Source organism: Rosettibacter firmus, from assembly GCF_036860695.1.
In the GTDB taxonomy this organism is placed as follows: Bacteria; Bacteroidota; Ignavibacteria; order Ignavibacteriales; family Melioribacteraceae; genus Rosettibacter; species Rosettibacter firmus.
The window spans coordinates 240368-260638 of record NZ_JAYKGJ010000001.1 but is presented as its reverse complement, the minus strand read 5'-3'; the positions used below and the strand labels follow the sequence as shown (position 1 = coordinate 260638).

The 20271-nt window shown below is 30.0% G+C and carries 10 protein-coding genes; all 10 read left to right on the top strand.

The window, feature by feature from the left end; all coding sequences use genetic code 11:
- The 10 genes from VJY38_RS01055 to fucP all read left to right on the top strand — a co-directional run bounded on the left by VJY38_RS01055 (nucleotide 1) and on the right by fucP (nucleotide 20268).
- Entirely contained in the window at nucleotides 1-1332 is a 1332-nt protein-coding gene (locus VJY38_RS01055; RefSeq protein ID WP_353678816.1) for a glycoside hydrolase family 125 protein, read from the top strand.
- A 13-nt stretch (nucleotides 1333-1345) separates the two neighbouring features.
- A complete protein-coding gene (locus VJY38_RS01050) occupies nucleotides 1346-3919 on the top strand; it encodes a glycoside hydrolase family 3 C-terminal domain-containing protein (protein ID WP_353678815.1) in 2574 nt (857 codons plus the stop codon).
- A gap of 166 nt (nucleotides 3920-4085) precedes the next feature.
- Nucleotides 4086-7052 (top strand): TonB-dependent receptor, encoded by a 2967-nt coding sequence (locus tag VJY38_RS01045; RefSeq protein WP_353678814.1) that lies wholly within the window; start codon nucleotides 4086-4088, stop codon nucleotides 7050-7052.
- Nucleotides 7053-7144: 92 nt separating this feature from the next.
- A complete protein-coding gene (locus VJY38_RS01040) occupies nucleotides 7145-8920 on the top strand; it encodes a T9SS type A sorting domain-containing protein (protein ID WP_353678813.1) in 1776 nt (591 codons plus the stop codon).
- A 115-nt stretch (nucleotides 8921-9035) separates the two neighbouring features.
- Nucleotides 9036-10211, top strand: coding sequence for an MFS transporter (locus VJY38_RS01035; protein ID WP_353678812.1), 1176 nt, complete (start codon nucleotides 9036-9038; stop codon nucleotides 10209-10211).
- A gap of 19 nt (nucleotides 10212-10230) precedes the next feature.
- Entirely contained in the window at nucleotides 10231-11340 is a 1110-nt protein-coding gene (locus tag VJY38_RS01030) for an ROK family protein (protein WP_353678811.1), read from the top strand.
- A 15-nt stretch (nucleotides 11341-11355) separates the two neighbouring features.
- Nucleotides 11356-13707, top strand: a complete 2352-nt coding sequence (locus tag VJY38_RS01025) for a glucosamine-6-phosphate deaminase (protein ID WP_353678810.1) — start codon at nucleotides 11356-11358, stop codon at nucleotides 13705-13707.
- A 117-nt stretch (nucleotides 13708-13824) separates the two neighbouring features.
- Nucleotides 13825-15615 carry an L-fucose isomerase gene (locus VJY38_RS01020; protein WP_353678809.1) on the top strand — a complete coding sequence of 597 codons (1791 nt, stop codon included), beginning with the start codon at nucleotides 13825-13827 and terminating at the stop codon, nucleotides 15613-15615.
- Nucleotides 15616-15643: 28 nt separating this feature from the next.
- Nucleotides 15644-18973: a glycoside hydrolase family 38 N-terminal domain-containing protein gene (locus tag VJY38_RS01015; protein WP_353678808.1), complete on the top strand. Its 3330-nt coding sequence runs from the start codon at nucleotides 15644-15646 to the stop codon at nucleotides 18971-18973.
- A 17-nt stretch (nucleotides 18974-18990) separates the two neighbouring features.
- Nucleotides 18991-20268, top strand: a complete 1278-nt coding sequence (fucP, locus tag VJY38_RS01010; protein ID WP_353678807.1) for an L-fucose:H+ symporter permease — start codon at nucleotides 18991-18993, stop codon at nucleotides 20266-20268.
- Nucleotides 20269-20271 lie beyond the last annotated feature (3 nt).

Below are 20271 nucleotides of genomic sequence, written 5' to 3'. Positions count from 1 at the left end.
ATGAACTCTCGGCCAGCACTAAAAGAAAGAAAATTTATCAGTAAACCAATAGAAGAAAAAATTAAAGAAGTTTCTGATTTTATTGCTGATAAAGAACTTGCAAAAATTTTTTCTAATTGCTTTCCTAATACATTAGATACAAGTGTTATATTTACTTTTAATGATGGGATTCCCGATACTTATATTTTAGCAGGCGACATTGATGCAATGTGGTTAAGAGATTCAACTGCACAGATCTGGCCTTATTTAGAATTTGTTAATGAAGATGATAATCTAAAACTTTTAATTATGGGATTAATCAATAGACAAACAAAATGTGTTTTAATCGATCCTTATGCTAATGCATTTAATTATGATAAAAAGAAAAGTATGTGGAGTAATGATTTAACAGAAATGAAACCAGAATTGCATGAAAGAAAATGGGAATTGGACTCTTTATGTTATACAATTAGATTGGCATATAAATTCTGGAAATTAACAGGAGATACTTCATGCTTTAATAATGAATGGATTAGTGCTACTAAATTAATTTACAACACATTTATTGAACAGCAACGTAAGTATGGTTGTGGTTCATATAAATTTGGAAGAGTGACAGCTTGGAGTACAGATACAGTACCTGGTAATGGCTACGGAAATCCAATTAAACCAAATGGATTGATTGTTTCAATATTTAGACCTTCAGACGATGCAACAATTTTTCCATTTTTAATTCCTTCTAATTTTTTTGCTGTTATTTCATTGAAGCAATTATCTGAAATGTATCTTAAGATATATAATGACTTTGAATTCTCTGAAAAATGTATTTCTCTTGCCAATGAAATTGAAAAAGCTATATATGAACATGCTGTAAGTTCACATCTAAATTATCATAAAATTTTTGCATATGAAGTTGATGGCTTTGGAAATAAATTATTTATGGATGATGCAAACATTCCAAGTTTATTATCACTTCCTTACCTTGGTTGTTTAAATAAAGATGACGAGATTTATCAGGAGACAAGAAAATTTATTTTGAGTGATAATAATCCATATTTCTTTAGAGGAAAATTTGCAGAAGGAATTGGTAGTCCACATACGTTATTAAATAACATCTGGCATTTAAGTATAATAATGAGAATTATTACAACTGATAACGAAGATGAAATTATAAATAATATTAGATTCCTTAAGAACACACATGCAGATACATATTTCATGCATGAATCATTTAATAAAGATAATCCATATGATTACACACGAAGCTGGTTCCCTTGGCCTAATTCACTTTTTGGCGAGATGATTCTAAAATTGTACAATGAAAAGCCAGATATATTAAAAAGAATATTTTAGGTAAAGGATTTTTATGCATAATAGATTATTCATCATAATAACAATTTTATTTCTATCAAAAACTATTGTCCCACAAGAAATACCAAAATATTTAGATCATAAATTATCATTTGAAGAACGAGTAGATGATTTAATATCTCGAATGACAATTGAAGAAAAAATTTCTCAAATGGTTCATAAATCACCTGCAATAGAAAGACTGGGAATTCCAGCATACAATTGGTGGAATGAATCTCTTCATGGTATAGCAAGAAATGGTTTGGCTACAGTTTTTCCAATGCCTATTGGTTTGGCAGCTACATGGGATAAAGATTTAATGTATAAGATTGGTGAATTAATATCAACCGAAGCACGAGCAAAATACAATATTGCCGTAAGAAAGAAACAGTTTGGTAGTTGTGGATTAACATTATGGGCTCCGAATATTAATATTTTTAGAGATCCAAGATGGGGAAGAGGAATGGAAACTTATGGTGAAGATCCATTCCTTACAGGTGAACTTGCAGTGCAATATATAAAAGGATTGCATGGTAATGATGAAAAATATTTTAAAACAATTGCTACTCCTAAACATTTTGCTGTTCATAGTGGCCCTGAATCTGAAAGACATCATTTCAATGCAATTGTAAGTGAATATGATTTAAGAAATACTTATTTACCACATTTTAAAAAATGTATTGAAGAAGGAAATGTTCAATCACTAATGTGTGCATATAACCGGGTACTTGGAGAACCATGTTGCGGAAGTAATCTTTTATTAAAAAAGATTTTACGTGATGAATGGAAATTTAATGGTTTGGTAGTATCTGATTGTTGGGCTGTGCATGATATTTTTAATTCTCATCATGTAACAAAAACATTGGAAGATGCAGTTGTTTTATCATTAATTGCAGGTACCGAATTAGAATGTGGTAATTCGTATCATTTATTATATGATTCTTTTAAAAAAGGAATAATTAATGAAGAAATAATTAACGAGGCAGTAAAAAAAATATTTTTAATTCGTTTTAAACTTGGATTGTTTGATCCACCAGAATTAGTTCCATATAGTAATCTAACAGAAAAAGATATTGATACACCACAAAATAAACAACTTGCACTTGAAGCAGCAAGAAAGTCAATTGTTTTACTTAAAAATGATAATAATTTATTGCCACTAAAAAGAAATTATAAAACTATTGCCATTATAGGTCCAAATGCAGATAACCTGGAAAGTTTACTTGGTAATTATTTTGGTTTTCCCTCAAATCCTGTTACACCACTAAAAGCATTTCAAACAAGAATGAGTAATACTAAAATACTTTATGAGAAGGGATGTTATTTTGCCGAAAACATTCCATCATTTGATTTAATAAGCAGTAAGTATTTATATACAACAATTGATAAAAAGCAGAATGGTTTAATAGGGAAATATTATTCAAATACTAAAATGGAAGGCAATCCAGAATTTATAAGAATAGATAATGAAATTAATTTTAGCTGGCTGGATAAATCACCAGTTACTAACTCAGATACTTTTAGTATAGTATGGATAGGTTATATTCTACCTCCTGTTACAGGTAAATATGCATTGGGTGGGTATGGTTATAATGGTTTTAAAATATATTTAAATGATTCGCTATTGGTAAAGTATCATGGAGAATTTGATCCCGAAATAAAATATAATTTTATAGAACTAAAGAAAGATTCGGTTTATAAGATTAAAGTAGAACTATACAAAAAAGAACGCTATTCATTTATGAAATTGTTGTGGTCTTTACCAGAAGATTATATGGAAGAAAATGCACTTAGAATTGCAAAAGAATCGGAATTAATTATAATGTTTATGGGTCTTTCACCTCGTTTAGAAGGTGAAGCTTTACAAACAGAGTCAAAAGAATTTAAAGGAGGAGATCGATTAACATTAAATCTGCCAGAAGTACAATTAAATTTTATTAAAAAGATATATAATACTGGTAAACCTATAGTACTCGTTTTATTTAATGGTGGACCATTAACAATCAACTGGGAAAATGAACATATACCTGCTATTATTGAAGCATGGTATCCAGGTCAAGCAGGTGGAGATGCTATTTATGATATAATAACTGGAATATATAATCCTTCAGGAAAATTACCAGTTACATTTTATTATTCTTTAGATGAGTTACCTGAATTTAGTGATTATAATATGTCTAATAGAACATATCGCTATTATAAAAATAAAATTCTCTATCCATTTGGATATGGATTATCTTACTCATCTTTTACATTAGGAAATCCTGAGATAAAAGTAAAACCTAATTCAAATGATATTAATTTATTTCTAAATGTAAATAATAAAGGTCCTTATGATGGAGAAGAAACAATACAACTATATGTAAAATATCCAGAGGATAGTTACGAAGAAAAAAGTTTAATTGGTTTTAAAAAAGTTTATTTGAAAGCTAAAGAAAAAAAGAAAGTAGAAATAAGTATAGATAAAAAATTATTAACTAGATGGACTGAAAAGGATGGTTATAATTTTCAAAAAGGAGAATATATATTTATGATTGGTACATCTTCGGATAATAAAAAAATAATAGAAAAAAACGTATATATAGACTAAAAACCACCTAGTTTTTTCTATAATAAAATTTATTATGTCAAAAAACACTGTAATTTGTGATTATATGAATGTTTTATAAAAGGTATTGCTTTTTATTTTACATAAGTTTATTTTTATTACAAAAAAACGAAACAACAATTTTTTATAAATCTTTATTGAGGTTTATATGAATAAGAAGTTAAAAATTATTGAGGCTCTTCTGATTTTTATAATTCTCTCCCAAAGTACAATCATTGCACAAAGTGGAACTATTAAAGGAAAAGTACGGGATATTCAAACAAAAGAACCTCTCCCATTTACAAACGTGATTATAGTTGGGACAAGTCTGGGAAGCGCAAGTGATATGGATGGCAATTATGTAATTAAATATGTTCCTGCTGGCAGGTATAAATTGAGAGCCTCATTTCTTGGTTATAAAAATTCAGATGTAACTATAGATGTACAGGCTGGAAAAACTACAGTTCATGATTTTTACCTGAGTCCAGAAACTGTTTATGGTGATACAGTAGTTATTACTGCTCAAGCAGAAGGGCAAGCAAAAGCAATTAATGAACAATTAACCTCAATAGCTATTAAAAATGTTGTTTCATTTGCTAGAATTAGAGAATTACCAGATGCAAACGCAGCAGAATCTGTAGCAAGACTGCCTGGTATTTCTATTATAAGGACAGGCGGAGAAGGAGCTAAAGTTGTTGTTCGTGGTTTGTCTCCACAATATAATCGTGTAACAATTGATGGTGTTGAACTTCCTTCAAATGTAACTTCAAGTGATCCAAATGAACATAAATCTGAATACAGAGCTAATGACGAGTTATCATTTTCTGAAGATAGAGCTACAGATTTAAGTATGATATCATCGAATATGCTAGGTGGAATTGAAGTAGTAAAAGCTATTACACCAGATATGGATGCTACTTTACTTGGTGGTGTAATAAACTTTACTATGAGAAAAGCAATTAAAACTCAATTTGGCAAACCAAGTTTTGAAATCTTTTCTCAGGGTGGTTATAATAATTTAAAAGACACTTATAAAGATTACAAATTTGTAGCCTCATACGAACAGAGATTCTGGAATAATAGCTTTGGTATATTCTTGCAGGGTAGTGCTGAAAAGAGAAACTTGAGTGCTAACGAACTTAATTCTAATTACAACTTTGCAGGTAAATTATTTATCACAGATGTAGGCAATCCTGAATTTCAATCAATGAGTTTAACTGATGTTTTAAGAGATCGTCAGAGATATGGTGCTACTCTTGTTCTGGATTATCAATATGAAAATGGAAGTATAGGTTTCATGAATTTCTTTAGTAGAAGTGATACAAGAACAATTTCAAGAAATGAATCTTATTCTTTACTTGATGATGATTTATTTTATTCTGCAACTAACTCAAAAAATATACTTGATGTTTATAGTAATCTCTTAAGTATAAAACATAATTTAGCTGGTTTTACTATCGATGCAAAATTGTCTCACTCATTTTCAGGAAGTAAGTATCCTGAAGATGTAAGATTTAATTTCTGGCAGAATGCAGCTGGCTTTGCAAATAAGTTTACTCTGCTCAGATATGCACCACCTAATGAAATAGTAAAACATGTAATTCACGACCCTGATAATGCAGTATTTTTCGATATATACAATGTTTCAAATAATACGAAAGATAGAACCTATAATAGTGCTATAGATATTAGTAGAGATATTACAATTAGTGAGTTACTTACAAGCAAAATAAAATTTGGTGGAGCTTATCAGTATAGAAAACGTACTTATGATTATAATGAAAATAGTGGTTCTGTATTTTATGATGATGGTGCTCAGGTTTCTGCTGCAATAATGCGTGCATATCCACAATTTGGAACAAGCATAACATTTGCAGATTTTATTGATTCAAGTTATAGCTATGGAAAATTCTTAAATGGAGATTATACATTAGGCCCACCTTTTAATGTTAATTTGATGCTGGATGTAATTGAAGTGGCTAAAAAAAATTATGGTGTAGGGGCAGGTGGTGGTGGATATAAACCAAGAGAGTTGCAATCAACTTTATATGATTATTCAGGTCACGAAGTAAAAAGTGCTGCATATGTAATGGCAACATTAAATATTGGTCAAATGTTTTCTATTATTCCTGGTGTTAGATATCAAAATTTGACTACCAAGTATAAAGGTATTAGAGGTGAACAAATTCCAGGTGGTATTCAATATACTCATGCAGAAGAAGAACAATCTCATGGTTACTGGTTACCTATGTTTCATTTCCGATTTAAACCTCTTGATTGGTTACAACTGCAAGTAGCTTATACAAATACTTTGAATTATCCTGATTATAATACAATTATTCCAAGATATTTCATTGGTACAAACTTTATTCTTTATAACAATTATAGATTAAAACCTGCAACGTCAGAAAACCTGGATGTGGTTTTAGCAGTTTATACAAATAGTATAGGTTTATTAAGTATAGGTGGTTTTAAAAAACGTATCGAAAATTTAATCTTTCCAGTTAAAACTTATCCACAGAACTTCAGTAAATATCCTGAACTCGAAGAAAAATTAAAGAATAGGAAAGAGAAATTTACATTATATACTTATGATAATAACTCCATTCCTATTGATGTAATTGGAATGGAAACAGAATGGCAAACACATTTCTGGTATTTACCAGGTCCATTATCAGGTTTGGTTCTTAATGTAAACTATACTCATATATTCTCAGAAGCAGATTACCCAAAATCATATTTATATACTTATCTCGATCCCGAAACATATATTCAAAAAACAGTTTCAATAGATACTTTCTATACAACAAGATTATTAAATCAACCAAATGATATTCTTAATATAGCATTGGGTTATGATTATAAAGGATTCTCTTTAAGAATATCAATGCTTTATCAGGATAATATTTTTAAGAAACCAGATTTCTGGCTACAAAATAGAGTTCACTCAGATAAATATATAAGATTTGATCTTTCTGTAAAACAGGAACTCCCTTGGTATGGAATTCAAGCATACTTTAACCTGAATAATTTTACAAGTGAAGACGATGTGGACATTAATCAAAAAACGGGATTTGTTACTCTTAGACAACATTATGGTATGACTGCAGAGCTTGGAGTACGTTTGAAATTATAATATGAAAAAATAAGGAGCATCATTTAATGCTTTTTCTTATAAATAACTGCCTGGTAAGGCTATAATTTAATAACATTATAAGGAGTTATGTTATGAAGGTGAAAAAATTCTACCTCTATTTGTTACTATTAATTGTAACACCACTAATTAATAATCTATTTGCTCAATCAACCACAGATACAGTTTATATCCCTGGTGCTCAGTCATTACAAATTAGTGATATAATAAACGCGGACACAGCAGTTAGTGCACATCGTGTCTATGTTTTAGATCGGGGTGCAATTTACTATATTGAAAAAGCTTTTGAAATTAATCACCCATGTACTTTTATTGCTAAAGGGGATCCTACAAAACGTCCTCCTGTATTAGCTCCTGCAATTCGTGCAGATGGTTCTTCTGAAGAATGGTTCTTTAAACTAATTAAGCAGGGTATTAAAGTTGAATTAAATGATTTATATTTACTTTCTATGCGTGCAGATGGTAAAACTCTTGGTTGGAGTAGAGGAATTCATATTGGTGCAGATAATATTTCTCTAAAATTAAGAAGAGTTGTATTTGATGGTTTCACAGAAGCTGGTATTCGTGTTGATGGAGCTGATTTTGTAAAATTAGATGTACAGGATTGTCATTTTAGAAATATGTTACATTCCACTGCTTACTTTGGTGGTCAACCATTCCTTTCCGGAGGTCTTGATCAACCTGATACAATTAAGTTTATAAACAACACATTCTTTGCATGTAATTCATATATTTTCTCTATTCGTGGGTATGATCCTTATTCACTTTTTGAACATAATACCATGGTTTATGGTGCTGTTAATCCATTTTTAACCCGACAGGCTTCAAATTTATACATGAGAAATAATTTGATGTATGCTATGCATGCATGGGGTGGTGATCCTGAACAAATTATGGGTGGTTGGTTCTTTAACTGGCCAGATACAGTTTCTTCAAGTATATACCAGATTAGAAGAACTGGAACTTATCAAGGTAGAAGTGTAGTTGGTCCAGAAGCATTTGTCGAGCCTGCTAAAGGTATCGATTCTTCGTTTTTTGTACCAAGTAAAAGAGTTCATATTACAGTCAATAATGTATATCATTTCCCGGAAAAACTTGTAAAATTTTATAATGACTGGAACGACACAGTTAAAATTGCTGATAGCGTTGAAATACCATCAGGTGGAAAAAGATTATTTGTGCGTAAAATTACTTTAGCTAGATGGATCAATGATTATGGAAAGGATGCATTGGATTCTCTTACCAATCCTAAATCGTGGGATTATTCACCTAATATTGCTTGCACTAATAATATTGATGCTAATCCAAACTTCACTGATGCAGGTGTATTAGGTCATTTAGATCAATTAATTGATTATGTAAGAAAAATTGCGTCCAGAAAACTTGATAATCCATGGCATTATGAATTAAACTTCCCGCCAAAATGGCCTATTCCAGAAAAATTAGTTTATTCAAATTCAGCTCTTATGACTTTTGGTACAGATGGATATCCAGTTGGTGATTTAAACTGGTTCCCTGAAAAGAAACAACTCTGGTTAACTGGTATCAAAGAAATTGACCATACAATTCCTACAGATTTTTCAATTTCTGATGCTTATCCAAATCCATTTAACCCTGAAACTAAAATTAATTTCAGCATTGCAAAACAGGCTAAAGTAAGATTAACCATTTATAATATTCTTGGACAAAAAGTAAGAACATTAATCAATCAAGAAATGATGCCAGGTAAATATGCAGCTTCCTGGGATGGAAGAGATGATTTAGGTAGACAGGTTTCCAGTGGCGTTTATTTAATTGGTTTTGAATCCGATTCTTTCAAAGCATTTAGAAAAGTTGTATTGATGAAATAATTCCCCCTATTATTAAATCAGCCGGTTTCAAAACCGGCTGATTATTTTTCTCAAAATTAAGTTCTTACAAATTTACATTCACTTAACTTTTCAATTCACAAATAATATTATGCTCATGAAAACAAGAATCTTTCCAATCTATTTAATTTTTTTATGCATGGGTTTTGGTGATGTAGTAGGACCATTGGTTGGTTTAGCTAAAGAATCGTTTACATTATCTTATACTATGGCTCAGTTAATTCCCTTTACAGGTTTTATTATGTTTGGTTTACTTTCAATTCCTGTAGGAATAATTCAGGATAGAGTTGGTAAAAAATTTGTATTAAAAATTGGTTTAATGACAGCATTAACAGGTTTATTTATTGCAATAGCAAGTGGATTGCATGGTAATAATATTTCATTCACAAATAACAATTCTCTTAACTTTTACTTATTATTAATTACAATTCTTTCTTTGTGTGCAGGGGCAACTATTCTTCAAGTAGTTGGTAATCCAGTTGTATATGATGTTTCACCGGAAGGGAAATATTCAAAAAATTTATCATTAGCACAGTTTTATAAGTCAATTGGATCTTCAATAGGATTTTTACTTCCTCCAATTTCTGCAATTTATTTTAATTTAGATTGGAGTATTTTATTCCCGGTTTTTGCAGTCTTAGTTTTATTTACATTCTTTTCAATTCAGCATTTAAATATTGAAACAAAATTTGAAAAAAAACATGCAACATTCAGTTCATGCTTTAGTTTATTAAAAGAAAAATATGTTCTCTTAATGGTAATTTCTATATTTCTATATGTGGGGGCAGAAGTCTCAATGAGTTCTGGTATTCCAATCTATATAAAAGAATATTTTGGGAAGTCAGATTATTCATTATGGCTTAGCTGGTCATTATTCTTTCTTCCATTGGTAATTGGAAGATATTCTGGTGCAAAAATTTTGAATAAGGTTCATGCAAAAAAATTTTTTTTAATTACTACATTACTTTCAGTTATTGGTTTATGTACATTATTTACAGCTAAAGAATATTTAGTTTATTTTGGAATTATTTTGATAGGTTTTGGATTCGCAAATATCTTCCCGCTAATATTTTCACTTGTAATCGAAAAATTTCCAGCAAGGTCAAACGAACTTTCTGGATTGATGATTTCTGCTATTTCTGGTGGAGCAATAGTTCCATTGATAATGGGTAAAATTAGTGACGCAAAAAGTCTATTAATTGGTTTTAATGTGCCTTTAATATGTTTATTATACATATTATTTACTGCAATAATTTCTTATAAAAAATCTTAATTCTAAGAGGAATTAAATTATGAAATCAGATTCACGAATTGTAATGACATTAGATGCTGGAGGAACAAATTTTGTATTTTCAGCAATCCAATCTGGCGAACAAATTGTAGAAGATATCAGATTCGACTCAGAAGCAAATAATCTTGATAAATCATTAAATAACATTATCGAAGGTTTTAAGATTGTTTTAAGTAAAGTAAAAGAAAAACCGGTTGCAATTAGTATCGCTTTCCCTGGTCCAGCAGATTATCCTAATGGAATTATTGGAGATCTTGGAAATTTACCAGCTTATAGAGGCGGAGTTGCTTTAGGTCCTCTCTTAAAAGAAAAATTTAATTTACCTGTCTTTATTAATAATGATGGCGATTTATACTCTTATGGAGAAGCTTTATGGGGATTTCTTCCATGGATAAATAAAAAATTAGAAGAAGCAAATAATCCAAAACGATATAAACACTTAATTGGTGTAACATTAGGAACTGGTTTTGGATTTGGTTTAACAGTTAATGGTCAATTGTATCTTGGTGATAACTCTATGGCTGGTGAAATCTGGTTGATGAGAAATCGAATATCACCAAATGAATATGTTGAAGAACATGCAAGTATACGTGGAGTAAGAAGAGTTTATAGTGAATTGACCGGAATAAATATTTCTGAAGCTCCTACACCTAAAGAAATTTTTGAAATAGGTATGGGTATAAAACAAGGGAATAAAGAAGCAGCAATTCAAGCTTATAAAACTATGGCACAGGTTGTTGGCGATGCTCTTGCAAATGCAATTACACTGCTTGATTGTCTTGTAGTAATTGGTGGAGGACTTGCAGGTGCATATCCTCTTTTTATGCCATTTTTAATTGAAGAAATGAAAAGTGATTACGTTAAATCACTGGATGGCAAAAAAGTAAAAAGATTAATGGCAGAAATTTATGATTTAACAAATGAAAATGATTTAAAAGAATTTTTAGTAAATGAGTATAGAGCTATACCTGTTTATGGAACAAATCTAATAGCTAATTATAATCCATCAAAAAAGATTGGCATAGGAATAACTCAAATAGGAACGAGTAAAGCTATTGCACTTGGTGCATATTCTTTTGCCTTAAATGAATTAAATAAAAAAATTGAGTAATACGAAAGGAGGAAGATGGAAACAAATTCGAAAGTTGAATATTATTTTTTAAAAAAGTCTGGTAAAAAATTTATTTATAAACCAACAGAAAAAATACCTGTAATACAGGTTGAAAATATTCCAGAATTAGGTGAATTAACTGCACTTCGTTTTATTGAATGGTTGCAGCAAAATCCAGAAGGTGTTGTTTCTCTCCCTACAGGAAAAACACCCGAATATTTTATTTACTGGTTTACTTACATAATGAAAAATTGGGATAAACCCGAAGTCATCGAAATATTAAAAAGAGTAGATTTAGATACAAAAAGAAAACCCGATTTAAAAAAATATAAATTTGTTCAGATAGATGAATTTTATCCGATTGATTCATCACAACACAATAGCTTTTATTATTATGTCAAAAAATTCTATATAAAAAAATTTGGCTTTGATATTAATAATGCATTATTGATAAATGTTAATAAAATTCCTACTCCAGAAAATTTACCTCTTTCGACCATTTTTCCTGATAATAAAGTAGATCTTTCTTTAAGAACAAAATTACCAGCCAATAGGCTCGAAAGACTGCAAAAGGAAGCAATAGAAATTGTCGATGAGTTTTGTACTCAATACGAAAAGAAAATTAGAGAGATGGGTGGTATTGGATTTTTTCTTGGTGGAATTGGTCCGGATGGTCACATTGGATTTAATGTTCAGGGAAGTGATCATTATTCATCTACAAGATTGACAACAACCAATTATCAAACACAGGCAGCTGCATCAACAGATTTAGGTGGTTTTGAAATTGCATCAAATAGATTGGTAATAACAATTGGCTTGGATACAATAACTTATAATCCTGATGCAACCGCTATCATTATTGCAGCTGGAGAATCAAAAGCTAATATTGTAAAAGAATCGATAGAAAATTCTCCTACAAATCGTTATCCAGCCACAGTTTTGCAAAGATTGAAAAATTCTCGTTTTTATTTAACTAATGGTTCAGCTTCAAAACTAAGTGAACGAATTTATTTTAATATCGAAAAAGAAAATAAAATTTCTGATTTCTTAATTGAAAAAGCAGTACTCGATTTATCAACAAAAATTAATAAACCAATTCTTTCTTTAAATAAAACAGATTATGAGAGTGATAAGTTAGCTTCGTTAGTATTGAAGAAATCAGGAAAATCAATAAAAGAGATTAATGAAAAAATACATAAAACAATTATAGATAGATTGAACAAAGGGATGGAAACTCCAGTCAATCAGGTTATATTACATACAGGTCCTCATCACGATGATATAATACTTGGTTACCTTGCATTTATAACTCATTTAGTAAGAACACCACTTAATAAACATCATTTTGCAATTTTTACAAGTGGTTTTACTGCTGTTACAAATGGTTATATGTTGAAATTATTAACACAACTAAAAGAACATTTAGCTTCCGGTATATTTAATTCTAAACTTAACGAAGGTTATTTTGATTCAGATAATATCCTGGCAAAAAATAATGATGTTAGTTTGTATCTTGATGGCATAGCAGAAAATAATCCCGCTAAATGTACAGAAGCAATATCAAGAAGATTACTAAGAAATATAATTGAGATATATGAAGAAGATAGCGAAAAGTATTTAGTAGATAGAATTAATGAATTAATTAATTATTTTAAAACACAGTATCCAGGTAAAAAAGATATTTCTTATGTACAAAAACTTAAAGGTCTGGTTAGAGAATGGGAAGAAGAATTAACCTGGGCTCATTATGGTTTCAGCACTAAAGATATTTCTCATTTGAGATTGGGATTTTATCAGGGGAACATTTTTACAGAAAATCCCGAATTGCAAAGAGATGTAATTCCAATTTATAAATTGCTGAAAAAAATTAAACCAACAATTATTACACTTGCTTTCGATCCCGAAGGAAGTGGTCCAGATACTCATTATAAAGTTTTACAGGCAATTAGTGAAGCAATAAAATTGTATGAAAAGGAAGAGGATGTGTCAAATTTGAAAATTTGGGGATACAGAAATGTATGGTATAGATTTCATCCAGCAGAGGCAAATATTTATGTGCCTGTGAGTTTAAACTCAATGGCTATTCTTGAAAGTGTTTTTATGAATTGTTACGGCTCTCAAAAAGATGCAAGTTTTCCAAGCTGGGAATATGATGGACCATTCAGTAAACTGGTTCAACACATTCAAGTTGAGCAATATCAAAAAATTAGGACTTATCTTGGTAAAGAATTTTTCTTAAATCATCCGATACCAAGAGTTCGAGCTGCACACGGTATTTTGTTTTTAAAAGAAATGACTGTCAATGAGTTCTATAAATATTCAATTGAATTAAAGAAGCTTGTTGAATTTGTAAAAGAAGTAATGTGATATAAATTAATTGTTGTTGAATGCAAAGTATAATTTAATAACAGATATTGGATAAAGTTTATTTAAGAAATTAGAGAATTAAAATATTTCATATAAATTAAATACTTGAGGTGCCATATGATTAATTATCATTTTGTAAATAGGTATAAAAGTGAAATGCCAAAAGTTGGTATTCGACCTGTTATTGATGGAAGACGAGAAGGAGTGAGAGAATCTCTTGAAAATCAAACTATGCAAATGGCTAAGAACACAGCAAAATTAATTCAGGAAAATTTACGGCATCCAAATGGATTAAAAGTAGAATGTGTAATCCCCGATTTTTGTATAGGTGGAGTTGCAGAAGCTGCAGAATGTGCCGAATTATTTAAGAAAAATAATGTTGGTGTTTCTATAACAGTTACTCCATGCTGGTGTTATGGTACAGAAGTTATGGACTCTGATCCACTAATTCCAAAAGCAGTGTGGGGATTTAATGGCACCGAAAGACCTGGAGCAGTTTATCTGGCTGCTGCTTTAGCTGGTTATAATCAATATGGAATTCCAGCATTTGGAATTTATGGAAAAGATATTCAAGATAAAGATGATGAATCAATTCCAGAAGATGTTAAACAAAAATTATTGTTATTTACTAAAGCTGCGCTTGCTGTTGCAGAAATGAAAGGGAAATCATATTTGTCAGTTGGTTCTGTTTCAATGGGTATTGCAGGTTCAATTGTAGATACTCACTTTTTTAATGACTATCTGGGAATGCGAACTGAATTTGTAGATATGAGTGAATTGATTCGTAGAATTGATAAAAAAATTTATGATGAAGAAGAATTTCAAATTGCATTAAAATGGGTAGAAAAATATTGTATCGAAGGAAAAGATTATAATTCCGAAAAATCATCACCAGAAAGAAAACGATACGAATGGGAAACAATTATTAAAATGACAATTATTTTACGAGACCTGATGATAGGGAATAAAAAACTTGCTGAATTAGGTTTTATTGAAGAATCAAATGGTCATAATGCTTTAATTGCTGGGTTTCAGGGACAAAGACAATGGACCGATTTTATGCCAAATGGTGATTTCACAGAAGCCATTTTAAATTCTTCTTTTGATTGGAATGGAATCAGACAACCTTTTATTGTTGCTACAGAAAACGATAGCTTAAATGGTGTTGCAATGCTATTTGGTCATTTACTAACCAATACTGCACAAATTTTTTCTGATGTGAGATCGTACTGGAGTCCCGATTCAATCAAACGAGTAACAGGGAAAAAATTAGAAGGTCTGGCAAGTAATGGAATAATTCATTTAATAAATTCAGGTTCTTCAGCTCTTGATGGAACTGGAAAACAACGAATTGATGATAAACCAGCAATAAAACCATTCTGGGAAATTTCCGAAAAAGAAATGGAAGATTGTTTATATGCAACTAAATGGTGTGCTGCAATTAAAGAATATTTTAGAGGTGGAGGATTTTCATCTCAATTCTTAACCGAAGGTAACATGCCTGTTACTATTAGCAGAATTAATTTGATTAAAGGATTGGGACCAGTCTTACAACTTGCAGAAGGTTATACTGTCGAATTACCGGAAGATGTAGATAAAATTTTACAGGAAAGAACAAATCCAACATGGCCAACAACATGGTTTGTTCCAAATTTAAATGGTGAAGGTGTATTTAAAGATGTTTATTCTGTTATGTTAAACTGGGGTGCAAATCATGCTGCTGTATCTTATGGTCATATAGGAGATAAATTAATTACTCTTGCTTCTATGTTAAGAATTCCAGTTTATATGCATAATGTTCCAAGAGAAAGAATTTTTAGACCAAGTGTTTGGAATGCATTTGGTACCTCTGATTTAGAAGGTGCAGATTTTAGAGCTTGTAAAAATTTTGGCCCCCTTTATTCATAAATTTAATTTGATTTGAGGAGATTATTTAATGTTTATAAGAATAATAATCTTGCTTATAATAACTATTCATTTAAGCTACGGACAGAATTTTATTAATGGTTTTAGTAAAGCAATCTCTGGTCCAGAAATAGAATATCATTCACCACATCCATACGCAACAAAAGCTCTCATATCAAGAGCTACTGATGGAAATATGATTATTAGCTGGATGACTGATGAAATACAAAATTCGAAGAGTGATAAAATTACATTCATCTGGTTATCTGGTCTGGGATGCAATTTAGGAGAACAACCATTTACTCTATACTTAAATGATGATTCTCTTTTGACCTTTTTTTCCTGGGATAAAGAATTATGGACGGTAACAGGAAAATATAAAAGTCAATTGAGTTTTCGTTCACTAATGGTTGATAAAAGTAATGATCGATTTGGAATAATGCAGTTATGTGTTGATAGTGATGTAATAAAAAATAATAAGCAGATTAAACTTTCTATTAAAGGACACAAAAGAGAAAGTAGAGCCTGGGTAATGGTTTATGAGTATCAAATTAAAAATGAATTAATTGTAAAACCTTTTCCAGCTCTGGTAAAAATTAATAACGAATTAAAACAACCAGTTAAACTCACATTTGTTTATTTAGGAGATAAGACAAATGTCTCAATAGTTTCTTCAGAAGTGAAGATTGATACATCTGCTACTTATGGCTTTAATCAATTCGATATTTTATTACCAGAAATTAAGGAAACCAGATCAGAACAGTTTAAAATTTATTTTGATAATAAAATTTTAGAAAGTTCCTTTATTAGAAATCCAGTAAAAAAACTGGAAATATTTTTAGTTCAACACTCTCATACAGATATTGGTTATACAAGACCTCAACACGAAATTTTAGCAGAACATTTACGATATATAGATTTAGCACTTGATTATTGTGATTTAACAGATTCATATCCCGAAGAAGCAAAATTTCACTGGACTTGCGAAGTAGCATTTCCTGTGCAAGAATATTTAAATAGCCGCCCTAATGATCGAATTGAAAAATTAAAAAAGCGATTTAAAGAAGGGAGAATAGAATTAACAGCTCTCCCTTTTAATTTGAGTGAAATTTTAGATGAAAATATGCTGGTGGCTTCTCTTGAACCTTTGAAAAATATAGTTGCTGCAGGATTTCCTATTCGCACTGCTATGCAAGATGATGTTAATGGTGTCTCTTGGACTTATGTGGATTATTTAAGTGATATAGGAATAAAGTATTTATCGATGGGAGTAAACACTGCTCGTGCATTAAAACCTTTCAAATATCCAACACCTTTTTATTGGGAATCACGTTCAGGTAAAAAATTATTAGCATTTAGAGCTGATCATTATATGTCCGCAAATTTTGTTTCAAATTCAGCTGGAGATATTCAATATGTTGAAGATGAATTGTTTAAATATATTGAACAATTGTTACAGAGTGGTTATCCATTTAATGAAATTGAAATGCAATTCAGTGGTTATCATACAGATAATTCTCCTCCTTCGATGATGTCAAGTGACATAGTAAAATTATGGAATGAAAAATATGCATGGCCAAAACTAAGATTATCTACAATTTCACAATTTCTAAATGTTATTGAAAAAAAATATTCACATCATTTGAAAGTATACAGGTTAGCATGGTTAGATTGGTGGACTGATGGATTTGCTTCTGCACCAAGAGAAACTGCAATTGCTATCAAAACTCAAAAACAGTTACTTGCAACTCAGGGTCTATTATCTATTGCTAAGCTTTATAATCTTAAAATACCTGATAATTTGTTTGATGAAATTCGAGAAATCCAGGAACAATTACTTTTTTACGGAGAACATACATTTGGAGCTGCTGAAAGTATTTCAGATCCATTTACAAAAAATTCTTTAGAACAATGGTTAACAAAATCATCTTTTGCATGGCAGGCAAACTGGAGAACTTATTTATTAAAACAAAAATCTTTGAGTTTATTTTTGCCTCTAATAAAAAAATCTGAAAATTGTAAAGTCGTAGTTTTTAATACTTCAAATCATACAAGATCTACTGAAGTTGAAGTTTTTATTGATAAACAATTTTTACCATTATCAAAATCTTTTTTGTTTACAGATGATAATGGGAAACAATTAAATGCAGAAATAATAAAACAAATTGCTGAAGGTTCTTATGTAAAAATCTGGGTCGATAATATTCCACCTTATAGCTGGAAAACTTTTAATTTATTATTGAAAGAGTCTTTATTGAAAAATAATTTATTGCCAAAAACTAATATCCTGGAAAATGATTACTATTATATTGAGATTGATGATAAAACAGGTGAAATTAAACACATAATTGATAAAGAATATAATCTCGAGCTTGTTGATAAAAATAATTCATGGGGTTTTGGTACTTTCTTAAAAGAATTTCTATCTGACAGACAAAATCTGGAATTGTATAGACTCGGAGAATTTAAAAGAGAAACTTTGAAGAAAATTAATATAGAATCGATTAATAATAATTCAATCTGGAAAAGCATAACTTTGAGTGGATTTACATCTGATTCAGAAAAAGTATCAATTGATATTAGATTATATAATACCACGAAAAAGATTGATATGGTCTATACAATTAATAAAACCAGAATATTAAAACCAGAATCAATATATATTGCATTTCCATTTAAACTTGATGGTGGAAATATTTATTTCAATTTACAGGGGAATTTTTTAAAAGCATCAACCGATCAATTAGAAGGCACTTCGAATGACTGGAATACAGTACAAAATTATGTTACAGTTCGTAATAATCAGTATCAAATAATTTTATCTTCTCCTGACTGTCCATTAATGCAATTTGGAAATATTAATACAGGTAGATTTAATCCATTAGCAAAACCTGAAACGACACACATTTATGCATGGCCATATAATAATTACTGGGGTACAAATTTTAAAGCCTGGGAAGAAGGAGAACTTAGCTGGCAATTTTCATTTACATCTACGAAAGATACATCTATCAATTATGCTGAATTATTTGGTGAAAATATTCAATTACCTTTGATAGGATTTGTGATACCTCCCTCAAAATCTGATAGTAAAATTAACGATATACTACAGACTAATAGTAAAAATAAAATTGATTTTATCGGCAATATTTCAAATGTAACTGTGCCACATATTTTACCTCTGCGTGAAGAAAATGCTTTATTTATCTTGATAAGAGAGATCGATGGCAAAAATGTTAATATAAAAATTCCAGATAGTTATAAAATTTATTTATCTAATGTAACAGGACATTTAAAAAAGAGAATCTATAATCTAAAATTAAATCCACATGAATCTAAATTTTTGATAATAAAGAAATAATTATAAACTGGATAGATATGAAAGAAAAATATCAACTCGTACCTAAAAAAAATTTAATCCCTTTTATTTTAGTTACAAGCTGTTTTGCATGGTGGGGACTTGCTAATAATATGACCGATACTTTGCTCGCAGCTTTTAAGAAAATTATGAGTATGTCCGACTTTCAAACTTCATGGATTCAAATTGCATTTTATGGTGCTTACTTTTGTTTAGCATTGCCAGCTGCAATTTTTATTAAAAAGTATAGTTACAAATCGGGAGTTTTGCTGGGTCTTGGATTATATATTATTGGAGCTTTAATGTTTTACCCGGCAAGTAAAACAATGAATTATTATCACTTTTTATTTGCATTGTATGTTCTTGCTGGAGGATTATCAATTTTAGAAACTTCTGCTAATCCATATATAATTGCAATGGGACCAGAAGAAACAGGTACTCGAAGATTAAACTTAGCACAATCTTTTAATCCAATTGGTTCAATTTCTGGAATATTAATTAGTCAACTATTTATTTTAAGTAACTTAAATCGTGCGAATGCTTTAGAAAGAAAATTAATGTCACCAGAACAATTAGAAAAAATTCAATCGGAAGAATTAGAAGCTGTAATGGGACCTTATGTTGGTGTTGCTTTAATTCTTATTGTTATCTGGATTTTAATTGCAGTATTAAAAATGCCTGCAGGTTCCGATGAATCAACAAATATAGAAATTGTAAAAACATTTAAACGCCTTCTTAAAAGGAAAAATTATTTAAAGGGAGTTATTGCACAATTTTTTTATGTGGGAGCTCAAATTGGAGTCTGGTCTTTTACAATTAGATATGTTATGAAGGAATTGAATTTAAATGAGAAAGATGCTGCAACTTATTATTTAGCTTCGTTAATTCTATTCGGTGCATTTCGATTTCTTTGCACTGGTTTAATGAAATATCTGCAGCCGAGTAAACTATTATCATTATTGTCGTTTTTAGCTATCTTGTTTACAAGCATTGTAATTTTTTCAGGTGGAATATTTGGTGTTTATTCATTAGTTCTAATATCTGCATGTATGTCTTTAATGTTTCCAACTATATTTGGTCTTGCTATTCAAGAATTAAATGAAGATACAAAAATTGGAAGCTCTGGATTGATTATGGCAATTTTAGGTGGAGCTGTTTTAACTGCAGTTCAAGGATTGGTATCCGATTTAACAGGAAGTATAAATACTTCTTATATAATTCCGCTTATTAGTTTTATAATTATACTTTATTATGGTTTGTCGTTTTTAAACAAATCAGAAGTACCTGATAAGATTTAATAA

Coding starts and splice junctions, on each gene's coding strand:
- VJY38_RS01055 (WP_353678816.1), top strand. CDS start 1: ATGAACTCTCGGCCAGCACTAAAAGAAAGAAAATTTATCAGTAAACCA.
- VJY38_RS01050 (WP_353678815.1), top strand. CDS start 1,346: ATGCATAATAGATTATTCATCATAATAACAATTTTATTTCTATCAAAA.
- VJY38_RS01045 (WP_353678814.1), top strand. CDS start 4,086: ATGAATAAGAAGTTAAAAATTATTGAGGCTCTTCTGATTTTTATAATT.
- VJY38_RS01040 (WP_353678813.1), top strand. CDS start 7,145: ATGAAGGTGAAAAAATTCTACCTCTATTTGTTACTATTAATTGTAACA.
- VJY38_RS01035 (WP_353678812.1), top strand. CDS start 9,036: ATGAAAACAAGAATCTTTCCAATCTATTTAATTTTTTTATGCATGGGT.
- VJY38_RS01030 (WP_353678811.1), top strand. CDS start 10,231: ATGAAATCAGATTCACGAATTGTAATGACATTAGATGCTGGAGGAACA.
- VJY38_RS01025 (WP_353678810.1), top strand. CDS start 11,356: ATGGAAACAAATTCGAAAGTTGAATATTATTTTTTAAAAAAGTCTGGT.
- VJY38_RS01020 (WP_353678809.1), top strand. CDS start 13,825: ATGATTAATTATCATTTTGTAAATAGGTATAAAAGTGAAATGCCAAAA.
- VJY38_RS01015 (WP_353678808.1), top strand. CDS start 15,644: ATGTTTATAAGAATAATAATCTTGCTTATAATAACTATTCATTTAAGC.
- fucP (WP_353678807.1), top strand. CDS start 18,991: ATGAAAGAAAAATATCAACTCGTACCTAAAAAAAATTTAATCCCTTTT.